Raw genomic sequence first — 25018 nt, 5'->3', positions numbered from 1 at the left:
ATACTTGTTCCGTTTTAATGAAAAGAACAACCTTTACAGGTTGCTCAGGTCTGCTACCTATTCTCTTAAACGAAATAATACCTAAAAAAGTTTCATTACTTAGATTATCTTTTCATTATCCCTCAGTCTGGGATTCCTGCATCAGCGAAACATTACGCTGTGGAGTTATGGTTGAAATTGCATGCTTAAACAGCATTTGTTGGCGGCCTTCACTATCCACAACAACCGTGAAATTATCGAATGCTTTAATTGTCCCCCTGATTTGAAAACCGTTGACCAGGAATATGGTAACAGGGATGTTTTCTTTCCGCAGTTGGTTCAAGAATGTATCTTGGATGTTAATGGATTTGTTCATGAATTGGTACCCCCAATGATTCAATTAGATTGTTTAGATATATATTCAATATCTGTAAGAAACCTTCCTGCTATTATACCACGGATCTGATCAAAATTCGCAGAAAAGTTTGCAGTTTCTGTAACGTCTACCCACGAAATTTCGTTCATGTGGCGAAACCAGGATAGCTGTCGTTTGGCAAACCTTCGCGTATCCCGTTTCAATAGCGTTATCGTATCTTCAAGAGTCATCTCTCCTTGTAGATACGATATTATTTCTTTATAACCTAACCCCTGCATAGAGATTAGCCCAGGTCCGTAGCCTTTGTGCAGCAATGAAGATACCTCCCCAACCAAACCCTGCTGCAACATCTGTTCGATGCGGCCTTCAATACGTTTATATAGCATTTGCCTATCCATTGTCAAACCCATGAGACATAATTGATAGGGAGACTCCTTAGTCTGAGATGCCATTTGAGCCGAATGAGTCGTACCTGTGAGATGATATATCTCTAACGCACGAACAACTCGTCGTTGATCATTTGCATGAAGTCTCTCGGCACTTACGGGGTCCACTACCTTCAATCGATCGTGGAGTGCTTCAGCGCCATGAGTATCTGCGTAGGCAAACTGTTCACGCCTGAAATCCTCATCCGCCCCCACTTCCGTAAATTGAAATCCATAGCACACAGACTCAACATATAATCCAGTCCCCCCTACGATAAAGGGGAGCTTCCCTCTAGCATGAATCTCGCCTATTAATCGTCGGCACTGTTCTTGAAATTCAGCCACTGAGTAAGGTTCGTCCGGATCATGGATATCGATCAAATGATGCGGAATTCCGTCCATTTCATGTTCAGAAATTTTGGCTGTTCCGATATCCATTTGCCGATATACCTGCATAGAATCTCCTGAGATAATTTCACAGCCGTAATGCTTAGCTATTTCAATGCTCATTTTGGTTTTGCCAACTGCAGTCGGTCCAACAAGCACTAGTAATCGTGGTTTAGTCTCTGTTGTCAAGGAATATCACTCCATACGTGATTTTTGAATGGCTACGTTCCTGCATCGTAAAGCCCAAACGTGCAAATTCAGGACTGCCCCATTTCTCTTTAAGCAGAATCGATTTGCGGGCTACCCTCTTTGCTTCTTCAATGACTGCAAGACTCAGGGCATCACTATTGGCAAATTCTCGTAATGGATTAATCGCAGCAGAATCCATAATGGGCTCACGAAACATCGGATCAAAGTATACAATATCCACACTATTGTCCGCCATTTCTTGTAAAATATCAAGGTGATGGCCTAGTCTTACCTCAATTCTGCGCATAGCTTGGTTAACTTCCTCAACACCTGTCACATAATGACAGAGTCCTTCTGTAAGCAGCGTTGATAAATGTTCAGAACTCTCAATCGCGATAACTTTGCCTTCTGAACCACCCTTTACAGCAAACACAAGAGCATCACTACCAAGGCCTGCTGTACAGTCTAGTACCGTATCTCCAGCAACCATTCCCGCCGCTTCAACCATGGGATCGGGTTCCCCTTTAAGTAGTCTTTTGGCGCGAACAAATCCCATGCTCGGGTGGTATTCCATTGGGGGGAACCCAGGTCTAACCAAGCGCGCACCATTCTCAAGCACAACAAGTACAATGGAATCACTATGAGCTTGTACTAGCTTGCTTAGAGAAGTATTTCGCCGGGGTACATATGTAAATCCTGTAAGTACCGATAATGCCTTAGCGCGGGTGACCAAGGCGTCTGAATCCGCGCTTCCTGTCGTAATAATCATTACAATCTCCTGACGTCAATCCATATTTAAATCACAATCATTCTGACACTAAATTTAGTGCTTGAAAAATCTATAGTGTTGATAAGTGACCGCTACAATCAGCATAAAATTCTATTTTAGCACGCACTGATCATGGTCTAGGTCCTCGATGATTCTAGTTCAATATTTCTACATGACACGCTTGAATAACTTTTCTAAATCATAGGTGGTAAAAGATACCACGATGGGTCTTCCATGTGGGCATGTATAAGGTTGCTTACATGCCGCAAGACGTTCAAGAAGTGCATCTGATTCAAGGTTCGTAAGCTTCTGATTTGCTTTAATCGAGGCTTTACAAGAGCACATCACAGACGATTTCTCTCTTAATTTAGCAAGATCGATGGTACGTTCACCGAGTACCCATTCAACCATTTCCTCTATAATTCCTTGCTCATCCCCTTTTGGGAACCAATATGGGTGTGAGCGTACGAGAAAGGTCTGACCTCCGAAATGTTCCAGAAACACGCCCACTTGTTCGAACCAATTCAGTTTCTGCTTCAACTGTTCACTTTCAGAAGGTGTAAATTCTAACGTAATCGGTATCAATAGCTCCTGCGAGGCATCTGCGGGTTGTCCAAATTGTTCGTAATAGAACTCATAATTAATCCGCTCATGAGCCGCATGTTGATCAATCAAGTATAGCCCTTTTTCATTCTGAGCAATCAAGTACGTACCATGATGCTGTCCAATGAGTGTCAATTCAGGAAAAGGTGGAATTTCGCTAATCCCGCTACTCGCTTGAGCAAATAGTTCCTGAGTCATCACAGGATTCACAGTTTGTGAATTCCGATAACTCGGAGCTGATAAGCCATTAGTAGTTCCTTTGGCATAATAGCCTTGAGCGCTCGCCTCACGCACCGAATCATTTCCAATTGGGCGATTTGCAACGCCATCTTTCGATACTACCAATGGGTTCGCAATACCCTGCTCCAGCTTGTTCGTATGATTAGAATCTGCACGATTAGCGTCAGAATGATCAATGACAGAAGGCGCTTTAGAAAAACGAAACTGTTCTTGGATAAAAGAGGAGTCACTACTTCCAATGTTTGTCTTCACAGGCTGTGGAATAAGTACCTCTTGTCGTAAAACAGCGTGTACGGCTTGTTCAACAAATGGGTATAGTTCCGCTTCTTTACTAAAACGAACCTCCAATTTCGCTGGATGAACGTTAACATCAACCAAGGAGGGATGCATGTTCAAAGCTAGAATGCCCATAGGGTAGCGGTTAATGGGTAACAGCGTATGATATGCTCTCAATATCGCTTGATTTAACCCATAGTTACGAATGTAACGTCCATTCACAATGATAGAAATCGCGTTTCGATTGGAGCGTGTCCATTCTGGACGACTAATGAAACCTTGGATATTGAAATCTAGATCTTCCGTTTGGATAGGAAGCATCGCCTTAGCGGCCTGTGTCCCGTAAATTGCAGCAATGACCTGTAACAAATCTCCATTCCCTAACGTCTGCAATAACGTATTGTCATTATGTCTGAACGTAATGCCAATGCCGGGATGCGAGAGTGCTATCCGATACATATAATCCGAAATATGGCCTAATTCCGTCTGGATCGTCTTCATATATTTCAACCTTGCAGGCGTGTTATAGAATAGTTCCCTAACTACAAAATCAGTCCCTCGTGAAGATGCTGTATCTTCCTTTACAATTAGCTTACCACCTTCTATAACAAGCCTACTGCCTAATCCGTCGTCACGGCTTGAAGTGATCAGTTCTACCTTCGATACAGCCGCAATACTCGCCAACGCTTCTCCACGGAACCCAAGACTAGTGATGTGAAAAAGATCTCGTCCAAACATAATTTTACTGGTCGCATGACGGTAAAAAGCTGTCTCACAGTCTTCGGGGTCTATACCTGACCCATTATCTGTTATACGTATGCTCTGAAGGCCGCCTTCCTCTACGGTGACCACAATCTTGGTACTCCCTGCATCGATTGCATTCTCCACCAATTCTTTCACAACCGAAGCCGGCCGTTCCACTACCTCACCTGCAGCAATCTGATTGGCAATATGCTCGTCCAATATATGAATTTTGGCCATGCCGATTCCCCTCTTTCACCATATATTCACATCTTGATCTCACGTTACAACGTTTATAGGCCCTTCACCTTCACACTGAGTTCATGTAGAATCTGCATCGCTTGTAAAGGTGTCATGTTCATAAGATCTACATTTTTGACAGACGCAATAATGTCGGCTACTGATCGATCCATAGGCGCTATTACTGGGTTAGCTTTCTTGCTCACCTTCAAATCTTCCTCACCAAAAATAGAAAGCTGTACAACATCGCTAGCTATATCAAGTGACTCAAGATGATACCCATCAGTCTGCTCTAGCACTTGCTGCTTAGTAACATCTCCTGAGTTTACTGAATTTCCTAATTCCATCGCGGGAATGCCAGAGTTTTGATTCTCCTTCTGAACTGGGTTATGGCTGATTTCAGCCTTCCGCTCCAATCCAACCGCAATCTGTGATGTTGCTTGTTCTAAGTTATCTAATAACGTGTTCGCACGATCAATAATGGACCCTGGCAAGCCAGCCAGACGTGCACAATATATGCCATAGCTACTGCCCGCAGCACCTGGAATTAACTTCCGAAGAAAATGTACTTTATCGCCACTTTCCTGTACAGACATGGAATAATTACGTAGACCGCTCAACCCTTCCTCCATATGTGACAATTCATGAAAGTGAGTCGAGACGAGAGCTTTACAACCAATACGATCATGTACATATTCGATCACAGCTTGAGCGATAGCCATACCCTCACTAGTAGATGTACCCCGTCCAAGCTCGTCGATAATGATCAAGCTTCGTGGTGTCGCTTTTTCAGTCATCACTTGAATATCAGCCATCTCCACCATAAAAGTACTCTGGCCACCGATTAAGTCATCCGCAGCACCAATCCGAGTAAATATCCGATCAATCATCGGAATATTGGCAAAGGAGGCCGGTACAAAGCAACCAATCTGAGCTATGATGGAAATCAACGCTACTTGACGCATATACGTACTCTTACCAGCCATATTGGGTCCAGTAATAAGCAGGATATTCGCAGATTCACGGGTCAATTCTGTGGCATTTGATATAAAAGAAGAATCTTTCATGACCGCTTCAACAACGGGATGCCGGCCACCTTCAATGATCAGATTGTAATCATCTGTAAGCGTTGGCTTCACAAAGCCCTGCTCGGCACTAACTGCAGCTAAAGATTGATATACATCAAGCTCCGCAACCTTCTCAGCAAGATTCTGTAGACGAGGGATTTGAGCATTGAGCTTATCTCTCAGCTCTGTAAAGAGTTCATATTCTAGATCTACCATCTTGTCCTGAGCTTCGAGAATAAGTCCTTCTTTCTCTTTCAGTTCAGGTGTTACATAACGCTCAGCGTTCGCCAGTGTCTGCTTGCGCTCATATCTACCTTCTGGCAACGAAGCAATGTGAGATTTAGTCACTTCAATGTAATAACCAAACACTTTATTAAAACCAATCTTTAATGACTTAATGCCCGTAGCTACTCGCTCTCGAGCTTCAAGTTCCGCAATCCATCGCTTTCCATTCATACTCGCTTCACGCAATTCGTCTAAATGCTCATGGTACCCAGGCTTAATGAGTCCTCCGTCTCGAACGGATATTGGCGGTTCGTCAACGATCGCTCGGTCAATGTCATCACACAAATCTACACAGGCATCCATCTCACTTGCGATCTTGCCAAGTGTACGAGATGAAGAAGAAGCACATAATTCTTTAAGCGAAGGAATTTGTCTTAAAGATACTTTAAGAGCCGTAAGATCACGTCCATTTGCATTCCCAAAAGCTATTCTACCCACCAAACGCTCTAGATCATAAATTTTCCCTAAAGAACCACGTAAATCTTCTCTTAGAATAAGCTGATTATATAATAATTCCACCGCTTCAAGTCGTTCCTCAATCCGGCTAACATGCAAAAGTGGCTTATCAATTCTACGTCTAAGCAGCCTAGCCCCCATAGACGTCTCTGTACGGTCTAATAACCATAGCAGTGAACCCTTCTTCGATCTTTCTCTAACCGTCTCTACAAGCTCTAAATTACGCCGCGTAAATGGATCGAGAATCATGTAGTGACCTGGTTCATATGGCGAAATCTGTGTGAGCTGTCCGAGTGAACGTTTCTGAGTCTCACTTAGATAAGAGATAAGTACAGAAATACAAACCTGTCGCTCTTGATCTAACCGCGCCCATACGGCTTCCCCGAATTGACTTCGTACTAACTTCTCATCACGTCTGCTCCATGGCGTGTAGACTACTGGACGATTCCCCTGAAGCTGTAATGAACGAATACTTTCCAAGACGCTCTCATCACCGATAATCTCGGATGGTTCATAGATATTAATCTCGTCACGTAGCCACTCTAATGAGGAAGGCACAGAGGTCACATAGAGTTCCCCCGTAGATAAGTCACAGGCAGTCAGACTCATCATACCGCCTGTTTCAACCGTACATACGATGTAGTTGTTAGATTTGTCCGCTATATTTTTGCCTTCCATCACAGTACCTGGCGTTATTATGCGGACAATTCCACGTTCCACCATCCCTTTCGTGGCAGAGGCTTCCTCCAATTGTTCGCAAACTGCGACTTTGTATCCTTTTTCAATTAAGCGCTGGATATAGCCTTCGGCTGCATGGTAAGGAACACCGCACATCGGGATCTTCTCCTCCCCACCTGCACGAGCCGTTAAGGTAATTTCCAATTCCTTAGAAGCTAACACCGCATCTTCAAAAAACATTTCATAGAAATCGCCAAGACGAAAAAATAAAAATGCGTCCTGAGCCTGTTGTTTTACTTTCAAATATTGCTCAATCATTGGCGTATAGTTGGCCATGACTTACCCCCGTATTTATGCTTAAGTTGTTATTTATTATAGCACAGGAACATTCCACAGCGGACGGATATCCCTTGATTCATCCCATGTATTACCCCGTAACATATGGTCTATAAGGGGATCAATATATTTAGCGTACTGTGGATAGTCCGTAAGAGATATCATATCTTGAAATAGGGGATGAAGACAATCCTGTAAGATTTGTCTATTGCCCTCATAGTAAGCTTTATGAATTGATTCACGATTGAGAGGACGACGGACGAGCTGTTTGTAATTTCCTACAAGTAAATAAGCCATATATACAATACCCTTTGCCACAAGTGGAGAGATTAGGAAGCTAGGCAGTGTACGATATTCAAACCCTCCATGGGGTTGTCTTCGAAAGTCACCTAAAAAGCCATACTTGGGTCTTCTAGTTAGACATGATGTATCCTCTAGTAACACTATAGGAAGAGCTAAGTAGTTATCTAAGACATGTAGAAGTGACGGGGTCAGCAGAATCCCACTGAAATGTAAATGTCCTCCCAAGGGAAGTCCAGGGATGGGCATTCCCCCAGCCTGCCAAATGAGCGAACGGTCATGAATCAAATAGCTGGCCGTGGCCATAGCATGCATTAGTTCCACCAACAATCCTCGCGGCTGCATGCTTGGATTCGGGCGTAGCTCAGCTACAGGGTAGGTTGTCATTCCCTCCATATGTACAGCGTCACATCCTACCTCACCTTCACGATCAAGGAATTGAGAAGCAGGAATCATCTTCCCTTCCGTCTGATCTACCAACAGAAATTCAGGGTCCATCCCCATCATCAGCTGGAACCCTTGTACTTCTTCAGCCTGAAGTGCAAGACGCACGCCTCTTGCCTGTTGCTTATACAATCTAACCCATTGGGGATCTGTCAGTTTCGAGGCAGGGGTAATCTGTTCAAGGGCATACCATCGTTCCCCGGAAGCCGAGAGGATAACCTCACCATCTGATAATCCCAAAGTGTATAAGCATCGAATCGCAGTCTTTTCAAGACGCCTCAATAATGGGTTCAGCTCATGTGTACCTTCAGACATCGGAAATAATGTCCTTCTTATCCCTTTCGATCTCCCACTCTCAACCATACTAATGTGGAAACCGCGTAAATGATATACCTGAACAACATATCTACTACGAAATGTGGTCTGATCGTGTACCGACGTGAGCGGCAGTAGATGTGATTCTATACCCGATCGAATGAGCCAAGCATGCCGAACAGCTAGGGGCATGGACTCATAGCGACGAACGCCTTGATTCAATTTCATCCCCACCTTATAGAGGTTGTTCAAAAAGTCAACTATTGATCACGAAGTAGCGCTAGAAGAATATTCGGCATCGAATCTGAGTTCAACCCTCGAAGTCCGTTGCTCATGTAGGTTTGACTACACTCCGCTACTCCTTTTTCGGTCTGAACTCACCTTCTCGGTGCTGAATAGTCGACTTTTTGAACTCGCACTTATATCCAATAATAAAAACAAAAAAGGAGGGCATACGCCCTTACGCCGCCGCCCTCGTTACATATACTACTGTATACTCCTCGATACTACTCCCGATTCTACAGGTCGTCATCCAGTGAATCGGGGTCTAGCTCATCGTAATCTACAATTCCATCATCCGAATAATCAAATTCTTTGTCTTCATAATCTCCACAGCCATTCGTGCAGATCTGTACGCATACTTTCGTCTCAGCTACTAGTTCTACTGAGAACTCTCTCTCAACGCGGATGAGGACACTTCCTCCGCCTGAAGATACACTGGCTTCAACACAACTTGGTTCCTGTGATGCCTCCGCAGAGACCTCTACCGTTGAAGTCCGGTGTTTGGGATCTAGATACGATAGCGGAACAAAATCTACATAGGGTACTGATTCCTTCGCAACGTCGGTTTGAGAGTTTCTGTCATAGGAATACCAAATGTTGATATCGTAAGTACCAATAACTTCAATTCCGTCTCCAGCTGCAACCGCTTCGTACTGGTGATTTATAATCCAAGCACCTAGTATACTAGTCGGGTTATGAGGCGGAGTTACGGTATGTGTTACGGTAGAGAACTTACGACCTTTGCCGCAGATCGCTTTCGTTATAATCTCTCTACATTGATGTTTACGGCTTAATGACATCTTTGAACCTCCTCCATACAATCATTCACTATTAAGTGTATGCAGGACATGGGCGAATGTTGAATATATTAGTATAAATAAATTTTTCGGATCAAATATAACGTAATTGCAAAGGATTCTCTTATGATTAATCAGAAAATGTCTTTTCATTATCTATTCTGAATATTAGATTTCATTACCGTAAACAATAACACCGAAAGACGCTATAGCGTTCTGTTATTTAGAACATATTAAAGGTGGGGGTACAATGAATAGAGTACAACAAGCTCGCGTAATATTCATGTTTATAACTATAAATTTATTATGTGTAAACATTACCTTTGCTGAGCCCAATTCTACTTTCAGTAAAGGGAGAGAGTATTATGAGAAACGCGGAGACATCGTATGGGAAGTACCGACAGCCAATAAGAAGCTAATTGCACTAACCTTTGATGATGGACCTGATCCTATAAGAACTCCGAAAATTCTTGAATTACTGAAACAATATGAAGCAAAGGCCACTTTCTTTGTTGTCGGTAATCGCGCAGAAAAGTTACCTGATATCGTTAAGAGGGCACAACAAGAGGGACATGAAATTGGAAACCATTCCTACTCTCATCCTACTTTCAGACAAGCCTCCATCCAAGGATTGCGATCGGAATTAGATCGAACACAAGAGATTATCTATAAGGCCACGGGTCACAAACCAACGCTATATCGTCCACCTGGTGGAAGCTATAATGAATTGGCTGTGAATATATGTAAAGAAAATGAATTATTAATGATCCTCTGGTCATGGGATCAGGATACCAAGGATTGGACCAGCCCAGGTGTAGGCAAAATTGTAAACAAAGTACTCAAAAACGTACATAATGGAGATATTATACTTATGCACGATTATGTTTATAAGAGCTCTCAAACCGTTGAAGCTCTAGCCAAAATTTTACCTGAACTTAAGCGAAGGGGATATTCCTTCGTTACCGTATCTGAGCTGCTAAAGAACAAAGACTCAAACTCAGACAAGCATATGAAAGTTACTAATTAAAACAAAAAGAAACAGCTTCGCCGTCCGTAAAAGGACGGCGAAGACGGTTCTCTTAGAAATATAAGCAAAGTATAGTGAAAACTTAACCTTCCTTATATTTTAAAATATGACCCAGACTCTTTTGAGCTCTGGGCCTTTCTTCATGACTTCCACATATCTACAAGAAGAACGCTCTTGTTTTCTCTGGCTCTGGCACAGAGGTTTTGTTTTTCTTAGCTATTTTTAGATACAAAGATAGTTCACGGCACAGTTGTAGAATAGAGGATCGAACTTCAAATTCCTCTCTCGTTGTCGGAAGATCCATCTTCTTAAAATCCTGTTCCAATTGACTTAGTAATTGTTCTGTACGCCCTGTGTATTGTTCTACAGTCACATCACCACTTAATTGTTCGAACAGCTCGGCTACTAAATCGGCTTGTGGAAGCTTCTGGTACACTTCTGCAATGATCTGCATCATCAGCATTATCAAATCTAGTTGTTCTCTTCGCATATAAAAGTAAATATTCCACGCCTCATCTGGATGAACCAACTGGTTCTCCATCGCACGATTGGATGCTTGAGCCCCACTCTGGATGGCTTTACCCGCTTCAATAATTTCATTTCCATTCCATATGTAATTCGGATCGCGTAGCGTACGACCTACATGACTGAAAATAACGGCGAACAGTCCGTCCACTTTTTTGCGAATATCCATCATCTGTTCTCCACCTGTTGGCATATAGATCATATTCACAATCATCGCAGACCCTAGTCCAATGACAAGTAATTCTATTTGTGTGAGCAACGTATCCAATGACACATTCCCACTACCAAACACACGGAATACTACGACTGAACTCGTTACAATACCTTCTTTGAAGCTGGACTTCACAATCAGAGGAAATCCGAACAAAACATATAGAGCAAGTACCCAGAAATGGAATCCAAATAGTGCGAACAAGCCACACGCAAAAAGAAGCCCCACTAGTGAGGCAAAAAAACGAGCCGTAACCGTCCTAAGACTTCTTTTGCGCGTCACCTCCACACCAAGTATTGCCAGTAAACCCGCTGATTGAGGACTAGGAATCCCCACTGCGTTAGCAATCAAAATGGACATTAGCGTGGCAATCGCTGTTTTGATCACTCGAAACCCCATGAGAACGCCCCTCTTCTGTTCATTATCAAATGTCTTCTCATGGTACTAAATTTTATTGTTCTGTACAATGTGACATGTCACCCCATTAATATTTACCTGTGCGACACTAACTTATGCTCCAAATACACAACAAGCTGATACATCAATGTAGCGACAACAGCGATTACAAATAAACTAGCCAATACAAGCGTGAAATTGAACACTTGAAATCCATAAATAATCAGATATCCAAGACCCATCTGCGCGACTAGAAATTCTCCGACAATAACGCCTACCCAAGACAAACCTACGTTAACTTTCAAAGTAGAAATAATGGCCGGAAAAGAGGCTGGAAAGATCACTTTACGAAATACTTGGGATCTAGAGCCTCCGAACGTTCGTACCACCTTAACTAAATTAGCATCCACTTCTGAGAAGCTATTGTAGACGACAAGCGTCGTGATAATCACAATGACCGATAACGTTGTAATAACAATAGCTGCAAACCCAGCGCCGAATATGACAATAAATAGAGGCCCTAGAGCAACCTTCGGCATACTATTGAACACAACCATATAAGGATCTAACACCTTGGATAAGAACGGCGACCACCAGATCAGCACGGCAAGCAGGGTTCCTAACAATGTCCCTAGAATGAACCCAACAACCGTCTCTCCTACAGTGATTGCTAGATGCCCCCATAACTCTCCGCTCACGATATCTTTCCAGATTTGTTCGAATATTCGGGTTGGATAGCTAAATAAAAGTATATCAATCCATTTAAAACGCCCAGCCGTCTCCCACAAGGTGAAAAAGAGCAGCAATATTCCCATTTGTACAGAGAACACGCTGCGGCGCTGTTTCTTTTGGTGCTTTAGTTGTTCTTGGTATATTTCATCAAGCCAACTTTGCTCTACAGGCAGGCCCTTATCACTCCTCGTGCTCATGTTGGCCAACACCCCCTCTATGCACTTGTACTTTCCATTTCGCTCCATATTTCATGGAAAAGCTCTTGAAATCCCACTTGATCACGCGCATCAAAAGGAAGTGCATCACGTATATTATCCGGTACTTCGAACATCCGACGAACCGTTCCCGGGTTTCGATCTAGAAGAATTACACGATCACTCATCGCAATCGCTTCAGATAAATCATGAGTGACGAGCACAGCCGTCTTGTCTCGAGCTCGTAAAGTCTTTACGATCAGATCCTCCAGCTGGAGCTTCGTCTGATAATCGAGCGCAGAGAACGGTTCATCAAGCAATAATAGACCGGGTTCTGTTGCTAACGTGCGCACGAGTGCTACCCGTTGCCGCATCCCCCCTGAGAGCTGTGATGGATAGAACCTTTCTTTACCTGCGAGTCCCATTTCTTCTAATAACTTTGAGGTCATCTCTTTACTTTCAGATGTTAATCTATTGGTTAATTCCAGCCCTAGCAGCGCATTATCCATAATAGTTCGCCAAGGAAATAAGTAATCTTGTTGGAGCATATACCCTACTTCAGGAGAAGGTCCCTCCAGTTTGTGTCCATATATAAGAGCCTCACCAAGAGTCGGAATAACGAGCCCCGCAATAATAGATAGAATAGTCGTCTTCCCACAGCCACTAGGACCTACAAGACTGACGAATTCGCCCTCAGCTACGGAGATTTGAAGATCATTTACAGCTAGAGAGGCCTCTCGGTCCGTAACGTAGACGTGTGCGACATGATTCAATTCAACAACGGGAAGCATGAGCACTCTCCTTTCCATTGAAAAGCCAAGTTACTTCGAGGAAGATTTAGCTTTGTCAGCAAAACTATTGTCTACAATGGCTTCGTGTGCTACCTGATTCTTCAGTTCTCCTGCGCTATCCATAACATCTAGAAGATTGTTCCATTCCTTATCGTCAAGTATCGGATCCGTCGCATATGTCCCTTGTTCTTGATACCTCTTGACCGCAGAGATGACAATATCACGATCTGTATCTTTAAAATAAGGCAGAATAACATCTGTAATCTCTTCGGGGCTATGTCCCGCTACCCAAGTCTGAGCTTTCTGCACAGCATTCGTAAATTTCTGTACCGTTTCCGGATTTTTCTTGATAAAGCTTTGTTTCGCCATAAACACCGTGTAAGGAAGATGTCCGCTCTCCACCCCAAAGGAAGCTACCACATGCCCTTTTCCTTCTTTTTCAAAAATAGAGGCTTGGGGTTCGAATAGCTGTACATATTCACCTGTACCCGACGCAAAGGCAGCTGCAATGTTGGCAAACTCAATATTCTGAATTAATTCCAGATCTTGATGAGGATCAATCCCCTGCTTCTTCAGTGCAAACTCTCCTGCCATTTGAGGCATTCCACCCTTACGCTGTCCAAGAAAAGTGCTATCCTTCAACTGATCCCAAGCAAATGTTCCACTCTTTTGCCTAGCAACAAGGAAGGTTCCGTCCGTCTGTGTCAATTGAGCGAAGTTGATAACAGGGTCCTCCGATCCTTGCTGATACACATAAATCGACGTCTCCGAACCTACAAGTGCCACATCTACAGCATTTGATAACAACGCGGTCATCGTCTTATCTCCACCAAAAGTCGTTTGGAGTTCAACGTCTAACCCTTCTTCCTTAAAAAATCCCTTCTCCAAAGCGACATACTCAGGAGCATAAAATACCGATCGAGTCACTTCACCAATCTTCACCTTGGTTACAGAAATCTTATCACCACATCCCGTAGCCACAATACTGCACAAGAGAAGCACAGATATCGCAGCCGCTAAGCTTTTCGTTCCTTTCCGCATCGTCATCCCTCCATTCTTCTTTATTGATATAAACCAACATATGCATCAGCCTAAAAAAGGTTAAAATATCCCGCATAAATGAATCGCTATGTCCCCTTTCTTCCTCTCATTTCTTTAATCTAACTTATATAGATCAATAAACAACCCTTTGCAATGATCGCAAAGGGTTGTTTAGAAGCTGTTATATTATATTATTTTATAGTGATGTGATGAATTACAGCTTATAGATTTCTTTATACTTCTCCTCCAAATAATCAGCTAGATAATCTGGATTCAAGTCCTCGCCTGTAATGGCAAGTATAAGTTCAGACGGTGTACGGCTCTTTCCATAACGATAGATTTTATCTGTAAGCCATTCTTTGATCGGCAACAATTCACCACTCGCGATAAATTGTTCGAATTGTGGTAATTCCTTACGCATCGTATTCACAATTTGTGCTGCATACATATTACCAAGAGAATAGGATGCGAAGTAACCGAAGTCCCCACCTGACCAGTGAACATCCTGCAAGACACCTAATCCGTCATTTGGAGGTGTAACTCCAAGATACTCCTCGTATTTCTCATTCCACACTTTAGGTAGATCTTTGACAGACAATCCTTCGTTAAATAACATCTTCTCAATCTCATAACGAATAATAATATGTAGATTGTAAGTCAACTCATCCGCTTCAATGCGAATTAGAGAATTCTCAACACGGTTCACTGCACGATAGAAGTCTTCCATCTCCACATCTTGCAGTTGGGGTCCGAAATGTTGCTGTAAATCGCTATAATACCGATCCCAGAATGAACGACTACGACCAATCATATTCTCCCAAAGGCGAGATTGAGACTCATGAATCCCCATAGACGTACCTTCGGCCAGTGGAGTTCCTGCCAAGCTTGCATCAATGTTTTGTTCATATAGAGCGTGTCCACCCTCATGTAAGGAACTGAACAATGCACTCGTCACATCATCTTGCAGATAATGAGTTGTGATCCGTACATCGCCTGGGTTCAATCCTGTCGCGAATGGATGTACACTTTCATCTTGACGGCCTGCCTCGAAATCATAGCCCATCTGTTCTAATATAAACAATCCAAATTTCTCTTGTTGTTCCTTCTCAAATATTTGATTTAAGAACTCGCTCTCCGGCTTATTTCCCGATGCCTTAATAGCTTCAAGAAGAGGAACCAATCTACCACGAAGTCTGCTGAACACCTGATCCAGCTTCTCCACAGTCATATCAGGCTCATACATATCGATGAGTGTGTCATAACGCGTTCCTTTGACTCCCCAGTAATTGATAAACTCCTGCTTGATCTCTACAATTTTACTTAGATGAGGTTCAAAGCCTTCAAAGTCACTATTCTCTTTAGCTTCCTCCCAAAGAGTCTGGGCGTGTGCGGTTAGCACTGAGTATTCCTGAAACTTTTTAGCTGGAATTAATTTACTGCGGTCGTACTCTTTTTGACAATCAAGAACGATTCTCCGGTCGATATCATCTAGTTGTTCAGCGACACTAGGGTTGGAGAAATATTTCAAGAACTCTCCCATTTCATCTGAAATTTGAAGTTTGAACATTTCTGTATCCAACATCCCTATGGTTTCTGAGCGAACTTCTGCCCCTTTACGTGGAGCACCTGTCCGAAGATCCCAATGAAGCAAAGCTACTGCCTCGTAATAACTTCGTATTTTTCGAACCAGTTCTTTAAATTGTTCCAATTTTAATTTTACATCATTTGCCATATTTTTGGTTCACCTCACAAATTATTTTTCTTCTACCTCTTGATGATACTTTTTGCAAAAAGTATAATCAACTTTAACACATATCCTTAATTTGAAGGAGTACATCATTCGATCGTTGTGCAAGCACCTTTTACGAATGCCTTTTTCAGATAATTAACCCTATTCAATCATTTATAAACCATTCCAAAGGAAGGGCGAGATGCCTTATGAGTCACATTAACGAAATTTTGGATTTCAATCGTCAATTTGTAGAGAACAAAGAATATGAGCCCTATCTAACTGGCAAATTCCCAGATAAAAGAATTGTTGTCATAACATGTATGGACACTCGCCTAGTAGAACTGCTACCCAAAGCAATGAACTTTAAGAATGGTGATGTAAAAGTCATCAAAAACGCTGGAGCAATCATTTCACAACCATTTGGAAGTGTTATGCGGAGTGTGCTTGTCGCTATATATGAACTAAACGCAGATGAAGTATTTGTTGTGGGTCATTTAGATTGTGGTATGGCGGCCTTGAATGCGGACCACATGATAAATAAAATGAAAGAACGTGGCATTCCCGAGACTGTATTGTCCACACTTGAGAATTCTGGGATTAAATTAACGAAATGGTTGCGAGGATTTAGCGACATAAAAGAAGGTATAATTCATACTGTAGGTGTCATTAATAAACATCCATTACTACCCACTAACACACCTGTACACGGCATGATCATTGACCCAGAGACGGGGTCTTTGGAACTTGTGATAGATGGATATGATCATTTGGGTTAGTATTTCATTCATCCGACACGAAAGATTTCCTTTCGTGTCTTTTTTATGTCAAGATGATCCATTGGTTGCTAAGCATACAGTTTAAGTGTACACTTTTCGTATTGCAAAATTTATTCATTTTAGGAGCTATAGACTCATGAATACACTCTCTTACGGTTTGCTGGCCTTTCTTTCGCGGGCCCCTTACTCTGGTTACGATCTTATGCTGAAGCTTCAACCGTATTGGCCTGCTAAGCATAGTCAGATCTATCCCATCCTATCTCAAATGGAGTCTGATCATCTTCTGACCTCTACTTGGATCAAACAATGTGAGAAACCCGACAAGAAAATTTATAATATCACAGAGGATGGAATTCGTATGCTAAAAGAGTGGATGTATCTTCCTCTAGCGGATCCCATCACACGTGATGAATTGTCTATGAAAACATATTGTATGTGGATGACTAACATTGACAATGCTATTGATATTATTGAGAGGAGAGAAGCCTATTACCTTAAACGCTTAAATATTTTCAATCTTCTATTAGAAGATATGCCTGAGGAGAAACGGGAGTTCGGAAATCATGAATTTTATGATTATTTACTCGTACAAAAGGGTGTCTACAGCGTGTCAGCAGGACTTGAGTGGACCCGTATGATGTTAGAAACTTTAAAAAATCAACGCACGAAACAGCAACAACTCTAATTATATTAATTTTGAAACTTTGAATCATCTCTTACGTATTACATCTTATGCGTAAAGTAAAAATACACATTATACCTTAGGAGGGTACTCTACTCAATGAAGAAATGGATTATGATTGTTATGGCTTTCACACTAATATTCGCAACAATTGCACCATCTAGTGTAGACGCAAGACGTGGCGGTGGTGGTGGTTTCAAGTCAGGTACTAAATCTTTTACGAACACACCTAAGAAATCAACAACGAACAACAATGTGTCGAAATCGAAGTCTAATACCAATTCTGGAACGACTGCTAAACGTGGATTTTTTAGCGGCGGTGGCTTGATGAAGGGATTAATGATCGGTGGTTTAGCAGGAATGTTATTCGGCGGCATGTTCGGTAACATGGGCTTCATGGGTGACTTTATGGGATTGGTCATTAATATGCTAGCTATTTATGTTCTCTTCATGATCGCACGTGCAGGATTCAGAGCATACAAGAATCGTCGCAAACCTGCTGATGATCGTGACGGAAGGTACTGATTAATATGGTTCTAAGTATGGATGAAATCATTAACGCCATCTGTCTTCACATCGCTGAACGCAAAAGAATTCGACCAACAGATGTAAAGGTCGAGCTTAGCTGGGATGAAGACAGCGGGTATTCCGCTGAGGTATGGGCTGAAGGTCGAAGCCAATTCTTAGTAGAATCCAACATGATCGAAGCAATCCTTCGTTATCTACAGAGTGAATACCAAGTTCGCGCTTATCGTGAGCAAGTGACACTTGATCTAGATGAAGAGATCACAGCCATCGTAACAATCGAATAAATATTAAATAAGGGGTTGTCCAATAAGTCTTCACAGACTTATTGGACAACCCTTTTTACATGACTCTACTGACTTAGAAACTTTAAGTTCGATAACGATTCACGAAGTGCTTCGAGTGTTATGATGGGCTTCCTGCAAGCAAAATGCTGGCATAGATAGGCCGTTGCACGTCCCTGAATAGCCTTTTTATCTGCCACATGAGGAAGAAGACTTCTTAAAGATTCTCCTTCCTCACCCTCCCAATGAACGATAATGCTAGCTCCCGGGATATGGACTTGCTGTACAGCTGCAATCATGGACTGTAGGACCGGATCACTCACCTTCCCACTTAGGACGATCTCTTTGCCCCCCTGGAATGGCTGCATGGCTGCCATCAAGAACATAGCATGTCCAGTAGGGTAATGCGTTACCGCACCTGCAAATACGTGTAGTTGCCGATCTGCATACGCTTGAAGAGTCTCATCTTGTGTAATGTCTTTCTTGAAAATCATATTTCCTTCCTTATCCGTAGGGAAAAATCCATTTGATTGGATTCATCTTTTACAGCTTGTTACATTCTATTGGAGAATCTATTGGGGAGAAGGTTGGATTACAAGAAAATAATTTATATATCGGAAAACAACCAACGGTAACACAAATTACCGAAACTAAAGCAATGTTTCTTGTTGGAGATTATTTCAGGAAAACTGAAAAAGTAAAACTTAAAGTAATTTATATGGTTGATAGCCAAGATGATAATTACTATTACGTAGGGGCGTATGAGGACTTTCCAGAAAGAGTACATATATATAAGTGGTACAAAGTACATAAAGTCACGGGAAAAGTAACATATGAAAAGATAGAGTATTAAGGGTATGCTATCTTCACCCTTTTTTCTTGTTGTAAAACGATATTTTCATGAGGTTATTCATTGGTAATTATCATACTTCCATTAACTAATTCCCCGATAATTCCATCATTTGTAAATACAGTTCCATTTCCAAAACTAACTGTATTTGTTTGACGTTTTAAAACATTTCCAATTTGACTCATAGCATTCCAAGGATTAATGAATCCTCCAAGCCCACTGTTATAAATTGATTTAATTTCTTTTTCAAAGTCCATTATTATTTTCTCCTTTTCTCTAAGAAATGTTCATTTGATAGTACGTGCTACCCATATTCTTCTAGCTTAGACATTAGGTTCGTGGTACTATTCCATAGGAACTACTAAACTGGAGGTTAATAATAATGTCTAAAGTAATCACTAAAATTATCTTGATTTTGATTTGCTTTCTAATTCTAGGATCTTTTATTTTACCAAAAGCTATTCACGCTGATACAGGATACGAATTGTCTCATTCATATGCACCAGAAAAGACAGCGGTCTTCTTTGACGGAAAGATTAAAATACTAAAACATAAAGCTTATCTAGCAAACAATGATCAAGTGTATATTCCTGTTAAATTGTTGTCAAACCTTGAGAAAGTTAACGTTTCGTATAAAAATGGTACATTGTTAATTGACTCGCCCAAAGGAAACTTCAAACTTAATAAAACTAAATATCAGATATATGAGAATGTGTCTTACATAAACACAAAACAATTTCTTACAATAACTGGATATAAAGCTAAGTACATAGAAAAAGCCTCTACTATATTTATCTGGAGTAACACAGAAGGATTTGATAAATCCAATGTTATGATAAATAAACTCAACAAGGTTCCTGATGATGTGGTTTGGTACATGGGTGAAAAGGTTTTTGTGTACAAAGGAAATAAGGTTGGCTGGATTATTGACATGGAATATTCCGGTTATGATTTAATAGATGTAACTATTCTACTTAATGACGGAAAGACTCTTAATGAAACAATATACGATTCTGACCCTTCTGGTTTTTGTTTATATTTTCAGTATAAAACAGTAAAAACTGGTTTTAAAAATAAGTATTATTGGGCAAATCTTTCACTGCCATATTCAAACCCACTAAATAATATTGAAAAAGTCTATTTTATGTCTGTTGATGTCAGAGATGAGAATATTGTAATTCAAGCAAAAAGGACTAGTGGAAAAATGGTTACCTTTAAACTACCTGTGAGTGGATATCCTTCCGCTCCAATACATGATGGGTTCTATACTACAGACCCAAAAAAAACACACCCAGATTGGTCACAAAATGTATGGAATAACATTGTCAAACAAAAGATATCTATTGGGATGAATAAAGATCAAGTTTTAATGTCTTGGGGAGGTCCCAATGATATTAATAGTTACACTAGCTCGAATTTGCATATGGAGCAGTGGGTATATGATAATTCTTATATATATTTTTACGATGGAATTCTAAAGTCATGGTCTAATTAAGGTGGGTTATCCCACCTTTTTTTCTTGAGAAATATGTATCCAGTGCTCTTATTAATAAAAACAACACATAATTAATCATATGTCTGTTGGGATTGTCTCCGCTACCTCTGCGAACAATCTCTCCTCCGTCACCTGATAGCCTTCTAAAAAACATCGCGAGTAGTGCATTGTCGTATAGCATTTTCTCAAAATGAGGCACCAATCACTTCTCATCGGTAGAATACCTTGAGAACCCAAAGCCAATATGGTCATACAGCCCACCACGATACATACTCTCTATCGTTCTCGATACCATATGAATAGCATGAGGCTCATCATAAGCCTTGGCATAAGACAAGAGAAATAACAGATTGTGCGGCGTCGGAAATTTAGGCTCTGATCTAAATCCACCTTTTAAGCTTAATTCTTTAAAGTGGATTTCTAACTTCATATAAATATATCTCTTTTTCTGAAATAAGCATTTCATAAGGATCATTTACGCATAATCGCTACATACTCTTATAAAAGCGTTTGTACCTCTACTGGCAACTTAGCGCCGATCCATTTATCTTGATCAGTTAGTTTAGCTCCATTCTTGCTTGGCATCCCTTCACCAATCGGTGAAATGTAGAAGTATCCTATACCGCCTGAAAAAAGTGTTGGCGCACCATATCCAAAGTTACTAAATCCTAACATTTTAATTTCATCATTTATATCTCTCATTCTATCTATTTCATCAACACTATATAGATAGAATGAATTATGTATTTTCATGTTATACAATCCGTTTATTTCACCCCTCTGTTGATAATGTGTACTTTGGAGTCATTGAAAAGTAACAAACCTCTCTGCAATCATGTTGACCAAAGTCAAAAGTATTTTTATTTGAAGCCTTATCTAAATAGTAGCGAAACATCTTTTCTGATTTGGTAGGATCATTTTAGCCACTTGGTTGAAAATATCTTTTGAAATCCTGCCAAATTTCATCTATGGTGAACACATAACGTTTTTGCTTATACTTCTTGAATACATAGTATTTCACAAATTTGAACGTTATTAATATGAAAGACTCTTCAACCTAACTGGTTAAATTGGAGAGTCTGTCTTGTCTTTTATTTATCTTCCAGAACACACCCATAATAAATAATGTTGAAATCACCCCAATAAAGAAAGTGTAGTAGTTAATAAATATTGTATTCGTGTACTGGTTAACAGTTCCATAGGTATCAATTTTACCTGCTATTTTCGTATATATACCATTAGCAAAAACATACTGAAGGCGAATGGTAACTATTAATAAAATGACATCAACTCCTAAGGTATATCCTGACGATATGAAATTGATAAATTTTATATTTTTCCAAAAAATAAACAATAAAAGAAACACTAGGAATAAAGGTATTTCAAAAAACCATAAAATTATTCCAAGATTACCATTACCAGATATATGCCCACTTGGACTCATTTTAATAGTAAATAAATCAACTAGAAAAATAAGAATAAGATTAACTAGAAAAACAATTGCCAATGAATAAATATAACCTTTTTTCAAGAACTTCACCACCTCAATCAATGTGCTATAAACCATTTATAATAAGCATAAGACGCCCCCAAACAACGAACATCTTATGCTTAAATTCCAACTAATATTGTGGTATTGTTAAGTGCATTGCGAAATCTCCAGAGTGAGAAGACCAGCTATAGTAATTTGTGCTAGTATTGTTTGGTCCACCGTCTGGATCTTTTATTCCAAAATAATCTGAACCATTTACTGCCTTATAAGCCATTCCTACCACAAAATGATAATTTATATCTTCTGGGTTATTTGTGAAATAATCATACCTAATTGTAACAGGTCTATCTGTATAAATAGCATCCTTATATTCAACGAAATGTGCAGTAGAGTCTGAATATGCTAACCCTCTCCAAATAGTAGGACTATCATTGTGTCTTAAGTGCGTAAAGAGACCAGAAGCAAAATTTGTTAGAGTAGTTCCCCACATTCCGCTATTCATCTCCGAATATAAATGATTAACTAATTTCGCATCTGAGCCATAATAAGAACTTCCTCGAATATTATAGCCTTTGGACTTGTAATAATTTGCTATCATTGCACCTGTTGATGGTCCACAAGCCAATTTAGGACTATTAACACCTGTGCCTTGTTGATGTATTCTAGGGATATATAGTTCTTTTTGTGCTGGATAAGGCGCGATTAGGCTGTTGGCCTTCTTTGAGTTCCATTATGAAACCCTCTCTTTCGGCAATACTTCTAAGTTAATATTACCCAACGAGAATAAAAAAAGACATAAACTACAAAGACCAATGTATTTGTAAGTATTTTCATAATTTAAATCTAATTCCACAACCCTATCTGGAAACGTATCGACGAATTCCCAACGCATCGTCCTTTTGGAAGACTTCATTTTTATGATCCCTATCAAACAAGGTCAAAAAATATTTGCACGTGTAAGATGAAATATCACAAAGAGTTCACTTATGAAGAAAATTTTATCTAGGTATAATAACAACTTACCCAAAAAAGAGAGGAAGATTGAATTTGCCGAGCAATAAAAGAGAAGGTATTTATTTTGGTTTAATGATGGTTTTCAGTATGGTATTTGTTATGTTTTTCTACAACATGTATAGGGAAGGATTATTGAGCACGCTCACAGTGTCGAGTGCTTTATTGCATTTTGCTCTAACTTTCATCGTTGCCTTTCTATTAGAGTCGTTTATCGTTGGACCTATTGCGAGAGGAATTGCATTTAAGCTACCTTATGATAAATCTAAAAAAGTATACGTTATTCTTGCTGTTTCAACTTGTATGGTAACTGGTATGGTCATTTGTATGTCCGTTTTTGGTCTAATCACTGCTTTATTAAGTAACAGTCTTGAAGGTCCACTACTAAAAAATTATTTTATGTTGTTCATTCAAAACTTTGTAGTTGCGTATCCAGTTCAACTGTTAGTCGTGGGTCCATTAGCAAGATGGGTACTTGTTAAATTTATAAAAAAAAACAGTACTCAACCTAAATTTGAATACAATTAATCATTATCTTTGATCCATTGAATATCTGCGTCTTTCTCTCGTCGATGCGTGAATATCGTATTTAGACGAAATTCTCGGCTCCTACTGACACACCCACCTTATTGTAAGGTCGGTGTGTCTTTGGATTTATATAATTAGCAGAGCTGTTTAATACAAATACTGTATTTAATGTAGATGACACCAGTGGCAGGTGCTATAGCCGATAGATAAGAACACAGGCTTATTCTCTGCTACTGCCTTCGCAAAGGCTTCTTCGCCCCCTGAATACCAATCTACTGGGTTATGGGCATGTTGAAGTAAGTATGGTGATTTTTCTTGTAGTAATCGATTAGAATTTTTTCCTTCTCTGTTCTCCAATATGTTGTGAACATCAATTGTAAAATACCTAATACCAGCAGTTGAAAATTCCCATAATTATCCAACATACTCTCCGAGAGAAGAGAAATATATGGTCAAGAATGGGGAGTTTTTTGTGATCAAGGAAAATGCGAAGGGTATGTATGTCACACATATTGCTAACGAATTAGGAAGAGATCCGAAGACGATACGAAAATGGTTAGAGCAAGATGAACCCAACCGTTATCAACGTACTAACAAAAGAATTGGCAAACTGGATGCATATAAGAACTATATACGTCAGCGTATGGAAGATGGTTGTCTAAACGCAGTGGTCATATACGACGAGATAAAACTAAATGGATACATTGGGGGCATTTACCACCCTTCGCTAATTTATGAGGCCACTGAAGCCCATCATTTCTTCCAAGGCTATCGAGCGCTTTGAGACCGAACCAGGCGAGCAAGCATCGGTTGACTGGGGTCACTTTCGAGTAGATTGGAATCAATCCCAAAAGCGGTTATATGCGTTTGTTATGGTACTTGGTTATTCGCGCACGTTGTATGTGGGATATACAGAAGATGAGAAAGTACAGACGCTTATCGGCTGCCATGAACGAGCTATGGCGTACTTTGGATGGATAACAAGAACCTGCTTGTATGACAATATGAAGACCGTTGCCGTCGGACAAGACGAACAAGGTGAAGTCATATGGAACGAGAGATTTGCAAAGTTCGCCAACCATCATGGATCCATTCTTCGTCGTTGCAGCCCTATCGCCCGCGAACAAAAGGAAAAGTGGCAAATGGTGTTGGTTATATACGGAAAAACTTCTGGCCTACGCATTACTAAATTCCTCGTTTATCATCCTAGGTTTTATATTATCTCTTGAACAGCCCTGATTTGAAAAGGTATCAATATCACTTACTTTATCTCGCCATACACGAATTAAAAACTCTATACTTCCTACGAGATTTATGCTTAATATTCTGGTATTAAAAGAATCCAGCCACATTTTAACAGATTTTGCTTTTGTGAAAGGATGTGTAAGGTATACCCTTCTCATATTTTGAATAAATATGAGATCATCAGAGCAACTATTTAGTAACTCAATATTATTATTAAACATACTATCTCCTTTCTCTTTTTCGTTGGAATTTCTTCCAGAGCAGGGTCCTTATGCCGATTTAGTAATTACGTTTCT

Annotated in this window: 28 protein-coding genes and 1 pseudogene; 10 read left to right on the top strand and 19 right to left on the bottom strand. The window is 40.4% G+C overall.

Features of this window, described 5'->3' with window-relative positions:
* Window positions 1-115 precede the first annotated feature (115 nt).
* From hfq to UB51_RS07045, 7 genes are all read right to left on the bottom strand, one after another.
* Window positions 116-355 (bottom strand): RNA chaperone Hfq, encoded by a 240-nt coding sequence (hfq, locus tag UB51_RS07075; RefSeq protein ID WP_044876706.1) that lies wholly within the window; start codon window positions 353-355, stop codon window positions 116-118.
* Window positions 356-375: 20 nt separating this feature from the next.
* The gene (miaA, locus tag UB51_RS07070; protein WP_044876705.1) at window positions 376-1356 is read right to left on the bottom strand and encodes a tRNA (adenosine(37)-N6)-dimethylallyltransferase MiaA; all 981 of its coding nucleotides are present in this window, start codon (window positions 1354-1356) and stop codon (window positions 376-378) included.
* The gene (locus tag UB51_RS07065; protein WP_044876704.1) at window positions 1340-2125 is read right to left on the bottom strand and encodes a class I SAM-dependent methyltransferase; all 786 of its coding nucleotides are present in this window, start codon (window positions 2123-2125) and stop codon (window positions 1340-1342) included. The genes miaA and UB51_RS07065 overlap by 17 nt, the downstream gene beginning before the upstream one ends.
* Before the next feature lie 168 nt (window positions 2126-2293).
* The gene (mutL, locus tag UB51_RS07060; protein WP_044876703.1) at window positions 2294-4225 is read right to left on the bottom strand and encodes a DNA mismatch repair endonuclease MutL; all 1932 of its coding nucleotides are present in this window, start codon (window positions 4223-4225) and stop codon (window positions 2294-2296) included.
* A 53-nt stretch (window positions 4226-4278) separates the two neighbouring features.
* Window positions 4279-7047, bottom strand: a complete 2769-nt coding sequence (gene mutS / locus UB51_RS07055) for a DNA mismatch repair protein MutS (protein WP_044876702.1) — start codon at window positions 7045-7047, stop codon at window positions 4279-4281.
* 36 nt (window positions 7048-7083) lie between these two features.
* A complete protein-coding gene (locus tag UB51_RS07050) occupies window positions 7084-8328 on the bottom strand; it encodes a putative amidoligase domain-containing protein (RefSeq protein ID WP_052675788.1) in 1245 nt (414 codons plus the stop codon).
* 296 nt (window positions 8329-8624) lie between these two features.
* Window positions 8625-9188, bottom strand: coding sequence for an outer spore coat protein CotE (locus UB51_RS07045; RefSeq protein WP_044876701.1), 564 nt, complete (start codon window positions 9186-9188; stop codon window positions 8625-8627).
* Window positions 9189-9435: 247 nt separating this feature from the next.
* Between UB51_RS07045 and UB51_RS07040 the strand changes: the two genes are divergently transcribed.
* Complete coding sequence (locus UB51_RS07040) at window positions 9436-10212, top strand: polysaccharide deacetylase family protein (protein WP_052675787.1); 777 nt, start codon at window positions 9436-9438, stop codon at window positions 10210-10212.
* Between the two features lie 157 nt (window positions 10213-10369).
* Here the strand turns inward: UB51_RS07040 and UB51_RS07035 are convergent, their stop codons facing one another.
* The 5 genes from UB51_RS07035 to UB51_RS07015 all read right to left on the bottom strand — a co-directional run bounded on the left by UB51_RS07035 (window position 10370) and on the right by UB51_RS07015 (window position 15834).
* The gene (locus UB51_RS07035) at window positions 10370-11347 is read right to left on the bottom strand and encodes an aromatic acid exporter family protein (protein ID WP_044876700.1); all 978 of its coding nucleotides are present in this window, start codon (window positions 11345-11347) and stop codon (window positions 10370-10372) included.
* A gap of 92 nt (window positions 11348-11439) precedes the next feature.
* Window positions 11440-12273, bottom strand: a complete 834-nt coding sequence (locus UB51_RS07030) for an ABC transporter permease (RefSeq protein WP_044876699.1) — start codon at window positions 12271-12273, stop codon at window positions 11440-11442.
* Window positions 12274-12290: 17 nt separating this feature from the next.
* On the bottom strand, window positions 12291-13061 hold the full coding sequence (locus tag UB51_RS07025; protein WP_044876698.1) for an ABC transporter ATP-binding protein: 771 nt from the start codon (window positions 13059-13061) through the stop codon (window positions 12291-12293).
* A gap of 30 nt (window positions 13062-13091) precedes the next feature.
* Entirely contained in the window at window positions 13092-14102 is a 1011-nt protein-coding gene (locus tag UB51_RS07020; RefSeq protein ID WP_044876697.1) for an ABC transporter substrate-binding protein, read from the bottom strand.
* 214 nt (window positions 14103-14316) lie between these two features.
* Complete coding sequence (locus UB51_RS07015) at window positions 14317-15834, bottom strand: carboxypeptidase M32 (RefSeq protein ID WP_044876696.1); 1518 nt, start codon at window positions 15832-15834, stop codon at window positions 14317-14319.
* A gap of 206 nt (window positions 15835-16040) precedes the next feature.
* Between UB51_RS07015 and UB51_RS07010 the strand changes: the two genes are divergently transcribed.
* The 4 genes from UB51_RS07010 to UB51_RS06995 all read left to right on the top strand — a co-directional run bounded on the left by UB51_RS07010 (window position 16041) and on the right by UB51_RS06995 (window position 18104).
* Window positions 16041-16610: a beta-class carbonic anhydrase gene (locus UB51_RS07010; protein WP_044876695.1), complete on the top strand. Its 570-nt coding sequence runs from the start codon at window positions 16041-16043 to the stop codon at window positions 16608-16610.
* Window positions 16611-16746: 136 nt separating this feature from the next.
* Complete coding sequence (locus tag UB51_RS07005) at window positions 16747-17295, top strand: PadR family transcriptional regulator (protein ID WP_044876694.1); 549 nt, start codon at window positions 16747-16749, stop codon at window positions 17293-17295.
* A gap of 96 nt (window positions 17296-17391) precedes the next feature.
* Window positions 17392-17817 carry a membrane protein gene (locus tag UB51_RS07000; protein ID WP_044876693.1) on the top strand — a complete coding sequence of 142 codons (426 nt, stop codon included), beginning with the start codon at window positions 17392-17394 and terminating at the stop codon, window positions 17815-17817.
* 5 nt (window positions 17818-17822) lie between these two features.
* Window positions 17823-18104, top strand: a complete 282-nt coding sequence (locus UB51_RS06995) for a YxcD family protein (RefSeq protein ID WP_044876692.1) — start codon at window positions 17823-17825, stop codon at window positions 18102-18104.
* Window positions 18105-18169: 65 nt separating this feature from the next.
* On the opposite strand, the gene UB51_RS06990 is transcribed toward UB51_RS06995, so the two are convergent.
* Window positions 18170-18595, bottom strand: coding sequence for a hypothetical protein (locus tag UB51_RS06990; protein ID WP_044876691.1), 426 nt, complete (start codon window positions 18593-18595; stop codon window positions 18170-18172).
* Window positions 18596-18627: 32 nt separating this feature from the next.
* Between UB51_RS06990 and UB51_RS06985 the strand changes: the two genes are divergently transcribed.
* Window positions 18628-18954 carry a hypothetical protein gene (locus UB51_RS06985; RefSeq protein WP_044876690.1) on the top strand — a complete coding sequence of 109 codons (327 nt, stop codon included), beginning with the start codon at window positions 18628-18630 and terminating at the stop codon, window positions 18952-18954.
* Between the two features lie 53 nt (window positions 18955-19007).
* On the opposite strand, the gene UB51_RS06980 is transcribed toward UB51_RS06985, so the two are convergent.
* Entirely contained in the window at window positions 19008-19208 is a 201-nt protein-coding gene (locus tag UB51_RS06980; protein WP_044876689.1) for a hypothetical protein, read from the bottom strand.
* A gap of 125 nt (window positions 19209-19333) precedes the next feature.
* Here UB51_RS06980 and UB51_RS06975 point away from each other — a divergent pair, with 125 nt between their 5' ends.
* Window positions 19334-20446: a hypothetical protein gene (locus UB51_RS06975; RefSeq protein ID WP_044876688.1), complete on the top strand. Its 1113-nt coding sequence runs from the start codon at window positions 19334-19336 to the stop codon at window positions 20444-20446.
* Window positions 20447-20648: 202 nt separating this feature from the next.
* On the opposite strand, the gene UB51_RS29580 is transcribed toward UB51_RS06975, so the two are convergent.
* From UB51_RS29580 to UB51_RS06950, 4 genes are all read right to left on the bottom strand, one after another.
* The gene (locus UB51_RS29580; protein WP_044876686.1) at window positions 20649-20876 is read right to left on the bottom strand and encodes a hypothetical protein; all 228 of its coding nucleotides are present in this window, start codon (window positions 20874-20876) and stop codon (window positions 20649-20651) included.
* Between the two features lie 68 nt (window positions 20877-20944).
* The gene (locus tag UB51_RS06960; protein ID WP_144406972.1) at window positions 20945-21199 is read right to left on the bottom strand and encodes a hypothetical protein; all 255 of its coding nucleotides are present in this window, start codon (window positions 21197-21199) and stop codon (window positions 20945-20947) included.
* 304 nt (window positions 21200-21503) lie between these two features.
* On the bottom strand, window positions 21504-21977 hold the full coding sequence (locus tag UB51_RS06955; protein WP_044876684.1) for a hypothetical protein: 474 nt from the start codon (window positions 21975-21977) through the stop codon (window positions 21504-21506).
* 91 nt (window positions 21978-22068) lie between these two features.
* Entirely contained in the window at window positions 22069-22563 is a 495-nt protein-coding gene (locus UB51_RS06950) for a hypothetical protein (RefSeq protein ID WP_044876683.1), read from the bottom strand.
* Window positions 22564-22985: 422 nt separating this feature from the next.
* Here UB51_RS06950 and UB51_RS06945 point away from each other — a divergent pair, with 422 nt between their 5' ends.
* Window positions 22986-23477: a DUF2798 domain-containing protein gene (locus UB51_RS06945; RefSeq protein WP_044876682.1), complete on the top strand. Its 492-nt coding sequence runs from the start codon at window positions 22986-22988 to the stop codon at window positions 23475-23477.
* A 171-nt stretch (window positions 23478-23648) separates the two neighbouring features.
* On the opposite strand, the pseudogene UB51_RS26930 reads toward UB51_RS06945, so the two are convergent.
* Window positions 23649-23834, bottom strand: a pseudogene (locus UB51_RS26930) (DUF255 domain-containing protein); the annotation flags it as partial.
* A 115-nt stretch (window positions 23835-23949) separates the two neighbouring features.
* Between UB51_RS26930 and UB51_RS26275 the strand changes: the two are divergent.
* Together UB51_RS26275 and UB51_RS26925 are read left to right on the top strand one after the other, a co-directional pair.
* Window positions 23950-24261, top strand: a complete 312-nt coding sequence (locus tag UB51_RS26275; protein ID WP_144406971.1) for a hypothetical protein — start codon at window positions 23950-23952, stop codon at window positions 24259-24261.
* Window positions 24212-24706, top strand: coding sequence for a DDE-type integrase/transposase/recombinase (locus UB51_RS26925; RefSeq protein WP_082063059.1), 495 nt, complete (start codon window positions 24212-24214; stop codon window positions 24704-24706). Before UB51_RS26275 ends, UB51_RS26925 begins: the two co-directional genes overlap by 50 nt.
* Window positions 24707-25018: the final 312 nt, after the last annotated feature.

Origin of the sequence: Paenibacillus sp. IHBB 10380 (genome assembly GCF_000949425.1) — a bacterium.
GTDB lineage: Bacteria > Bacillota > Bacilli > Paenibacillales > Paenibacillaceae > Paenibacillus_AQ.
Note: the sequence above shows the minus strand (reverse complement) of the source record. Positions and strands in the feature narration are given on the sequence as shown.

What these genes read in the sequence shown, in the direction of transcription:
- UB51_RS07025 (WP_044876698.1), bottom strand. Translation starts at nt 13,061, where the DNA reads ATGCTTCCCGTTGTTGAATTGAATCATGTCGCACACGTCTACGTTACG.
- UB51_RS07010 (WP_044876695.1), top strand. Translation starts at nt 16,041, where the DNA reads ATGAGTCACATTAACGAAATTTTGGATTTCAATCGTCAATTTGTAGAG.
- UB51_RS06975 (WP_044876688.1), top strand. Translation starts at nt 19,334, where the DNA reads ATGTCTAAAGTAATCACTAAAATTATCTTGATTTTGATTTGCTTTCTA.
- UB51_RS07030 (WP_044876699.1), bottom strand. Translation starts at nt 12,273, where the DNA reads ATGAGCACGAGGAGTGATAAGGGCCTGCCTGTAGAGCAAAGTTGGCTT.
- mutS (WP_044876702.1), bottom strand. Translation starts at nt 7,047, where the DNA reads ATGGCCAACTATACGCCAATGATTGAGCAATATTTGAAAGTAAAACAA.
- UB51_RS07000 (WP_044876693.1), top strand. Translation starts at nt 17,392, where the DNA reads ATGAAGAAATGGATTATGATTGTTATGGCTTTCACACTAATATTCGCA.
- UB51_RS07045 (WP_044876701.1), bottom strand. Translation starts at nt 9,188, where the DNA reads ATGTCATTAAGCCGTAAACATCAATGTAGAGAGATTATAACGAAAGCG.
- mutL (WP_044876703.1), bottom strand. Translation starts at nt 4,225, where the DNA reads ATGGCCAAAATTCATATATTGGACGAGCATATTGCCAATCAGATTGCT.
- UB51_RS29580 (WP_044876686.1), bottom strand. Translation starts at nt 20,876, where the DNA reads ATGAAGTTAGAAATCCACTTTAAAGAATTAAGCTTAAAAGGTGGATTT.
- UB51_RS06990 (WP_044876691.1), bottom strand. Translation starts at nt 18,595, where the DNA reads ATGATTTTCAAGAAAGACATTACACAAGATGAGACTCTTCAAGCGTAT.
- UB51_RS26925 (WP_082063059.1), top strand. Translation starts at nt 24,212, where the DNA reads ATGAGGCCACTGAAGCCCATCATTTCTTCCAAGGCTATCGAGCGCTTT.
- UB51_RS07040 (WP_052675787.1), top strand. Translation starts at nt 9,436, where the DNA reads ATGAATAGAGTACAACAAGCTCGCGTAATATTCATGTTTATAACTATA.
- UB51_RS06995 (WP_044876692.1), top strand. Translation starts at nt 17,823, where the DNA reads ATGGTTCTAAGTATGGATGAAATCATTAACGCCATCTGTCTTCACATC.
- UB51_RS07020 (WP_044876697.1), bottom strand. Translation starts at nt 14,102, where the DNA reads ATGCGGAAAGGAACGAAAAGCTTAGCGGCTGCGATATCTGTGCTTCTC.
- UB51_RS06980 (WP_044876689.1), bottom strand. Translation starts at nt 19,208, where the DNA reads ATGGACTTTGAAAAAGAAATTAAATCAATTTATAACAGTGGGCTTGGA.
- UB51_RS07065 (WP_044876704.1), bottom strand. Translation starts at nt 2,125, where the DNA reads ATGATTATTACGACAGGAAGCGCGGATTCAGACGCCTTGGTCACCCGC.
- UB51_RS06960 (WP_144406972.1), bottom strand. Translation starts at nt 21,199, where the DNA reads ATGAAAATACATAATTCATTCTATCTATATAGTGTTGATGAAATAGAT.
- UB51_RS07005 (WP_044876694.1), top strand. Translation starts at nt 16,747, where the DNA reads ATGAATACACTCTCTTACGGTTTGCTGGCCTTTCTTTCGCGGGCCCCT.
- UB51_RS07015 (WP_044876696.1), bottom strand. Translation starts at nt 15,834, where the DNA reads ATGGCAAATGATGTAAAATTAAAATTGGAACAATTTAAAGAACTGGTT.
- hfq (WP_044876706.1), bottom strand. Translation starts at nt 355, where the DNA reads ATGAACAAATCCATTAACATCCAAGATACATTCTTGAACCAACTGCGG.
- UB51_RS07035 (WP_044876700.1), bottom strand. Translation starts at nt 11,347, where the DNA reads ATGGGGTTTCGAGTGATCAAAACAGCGATTGCCACGCTAATGTCCATT.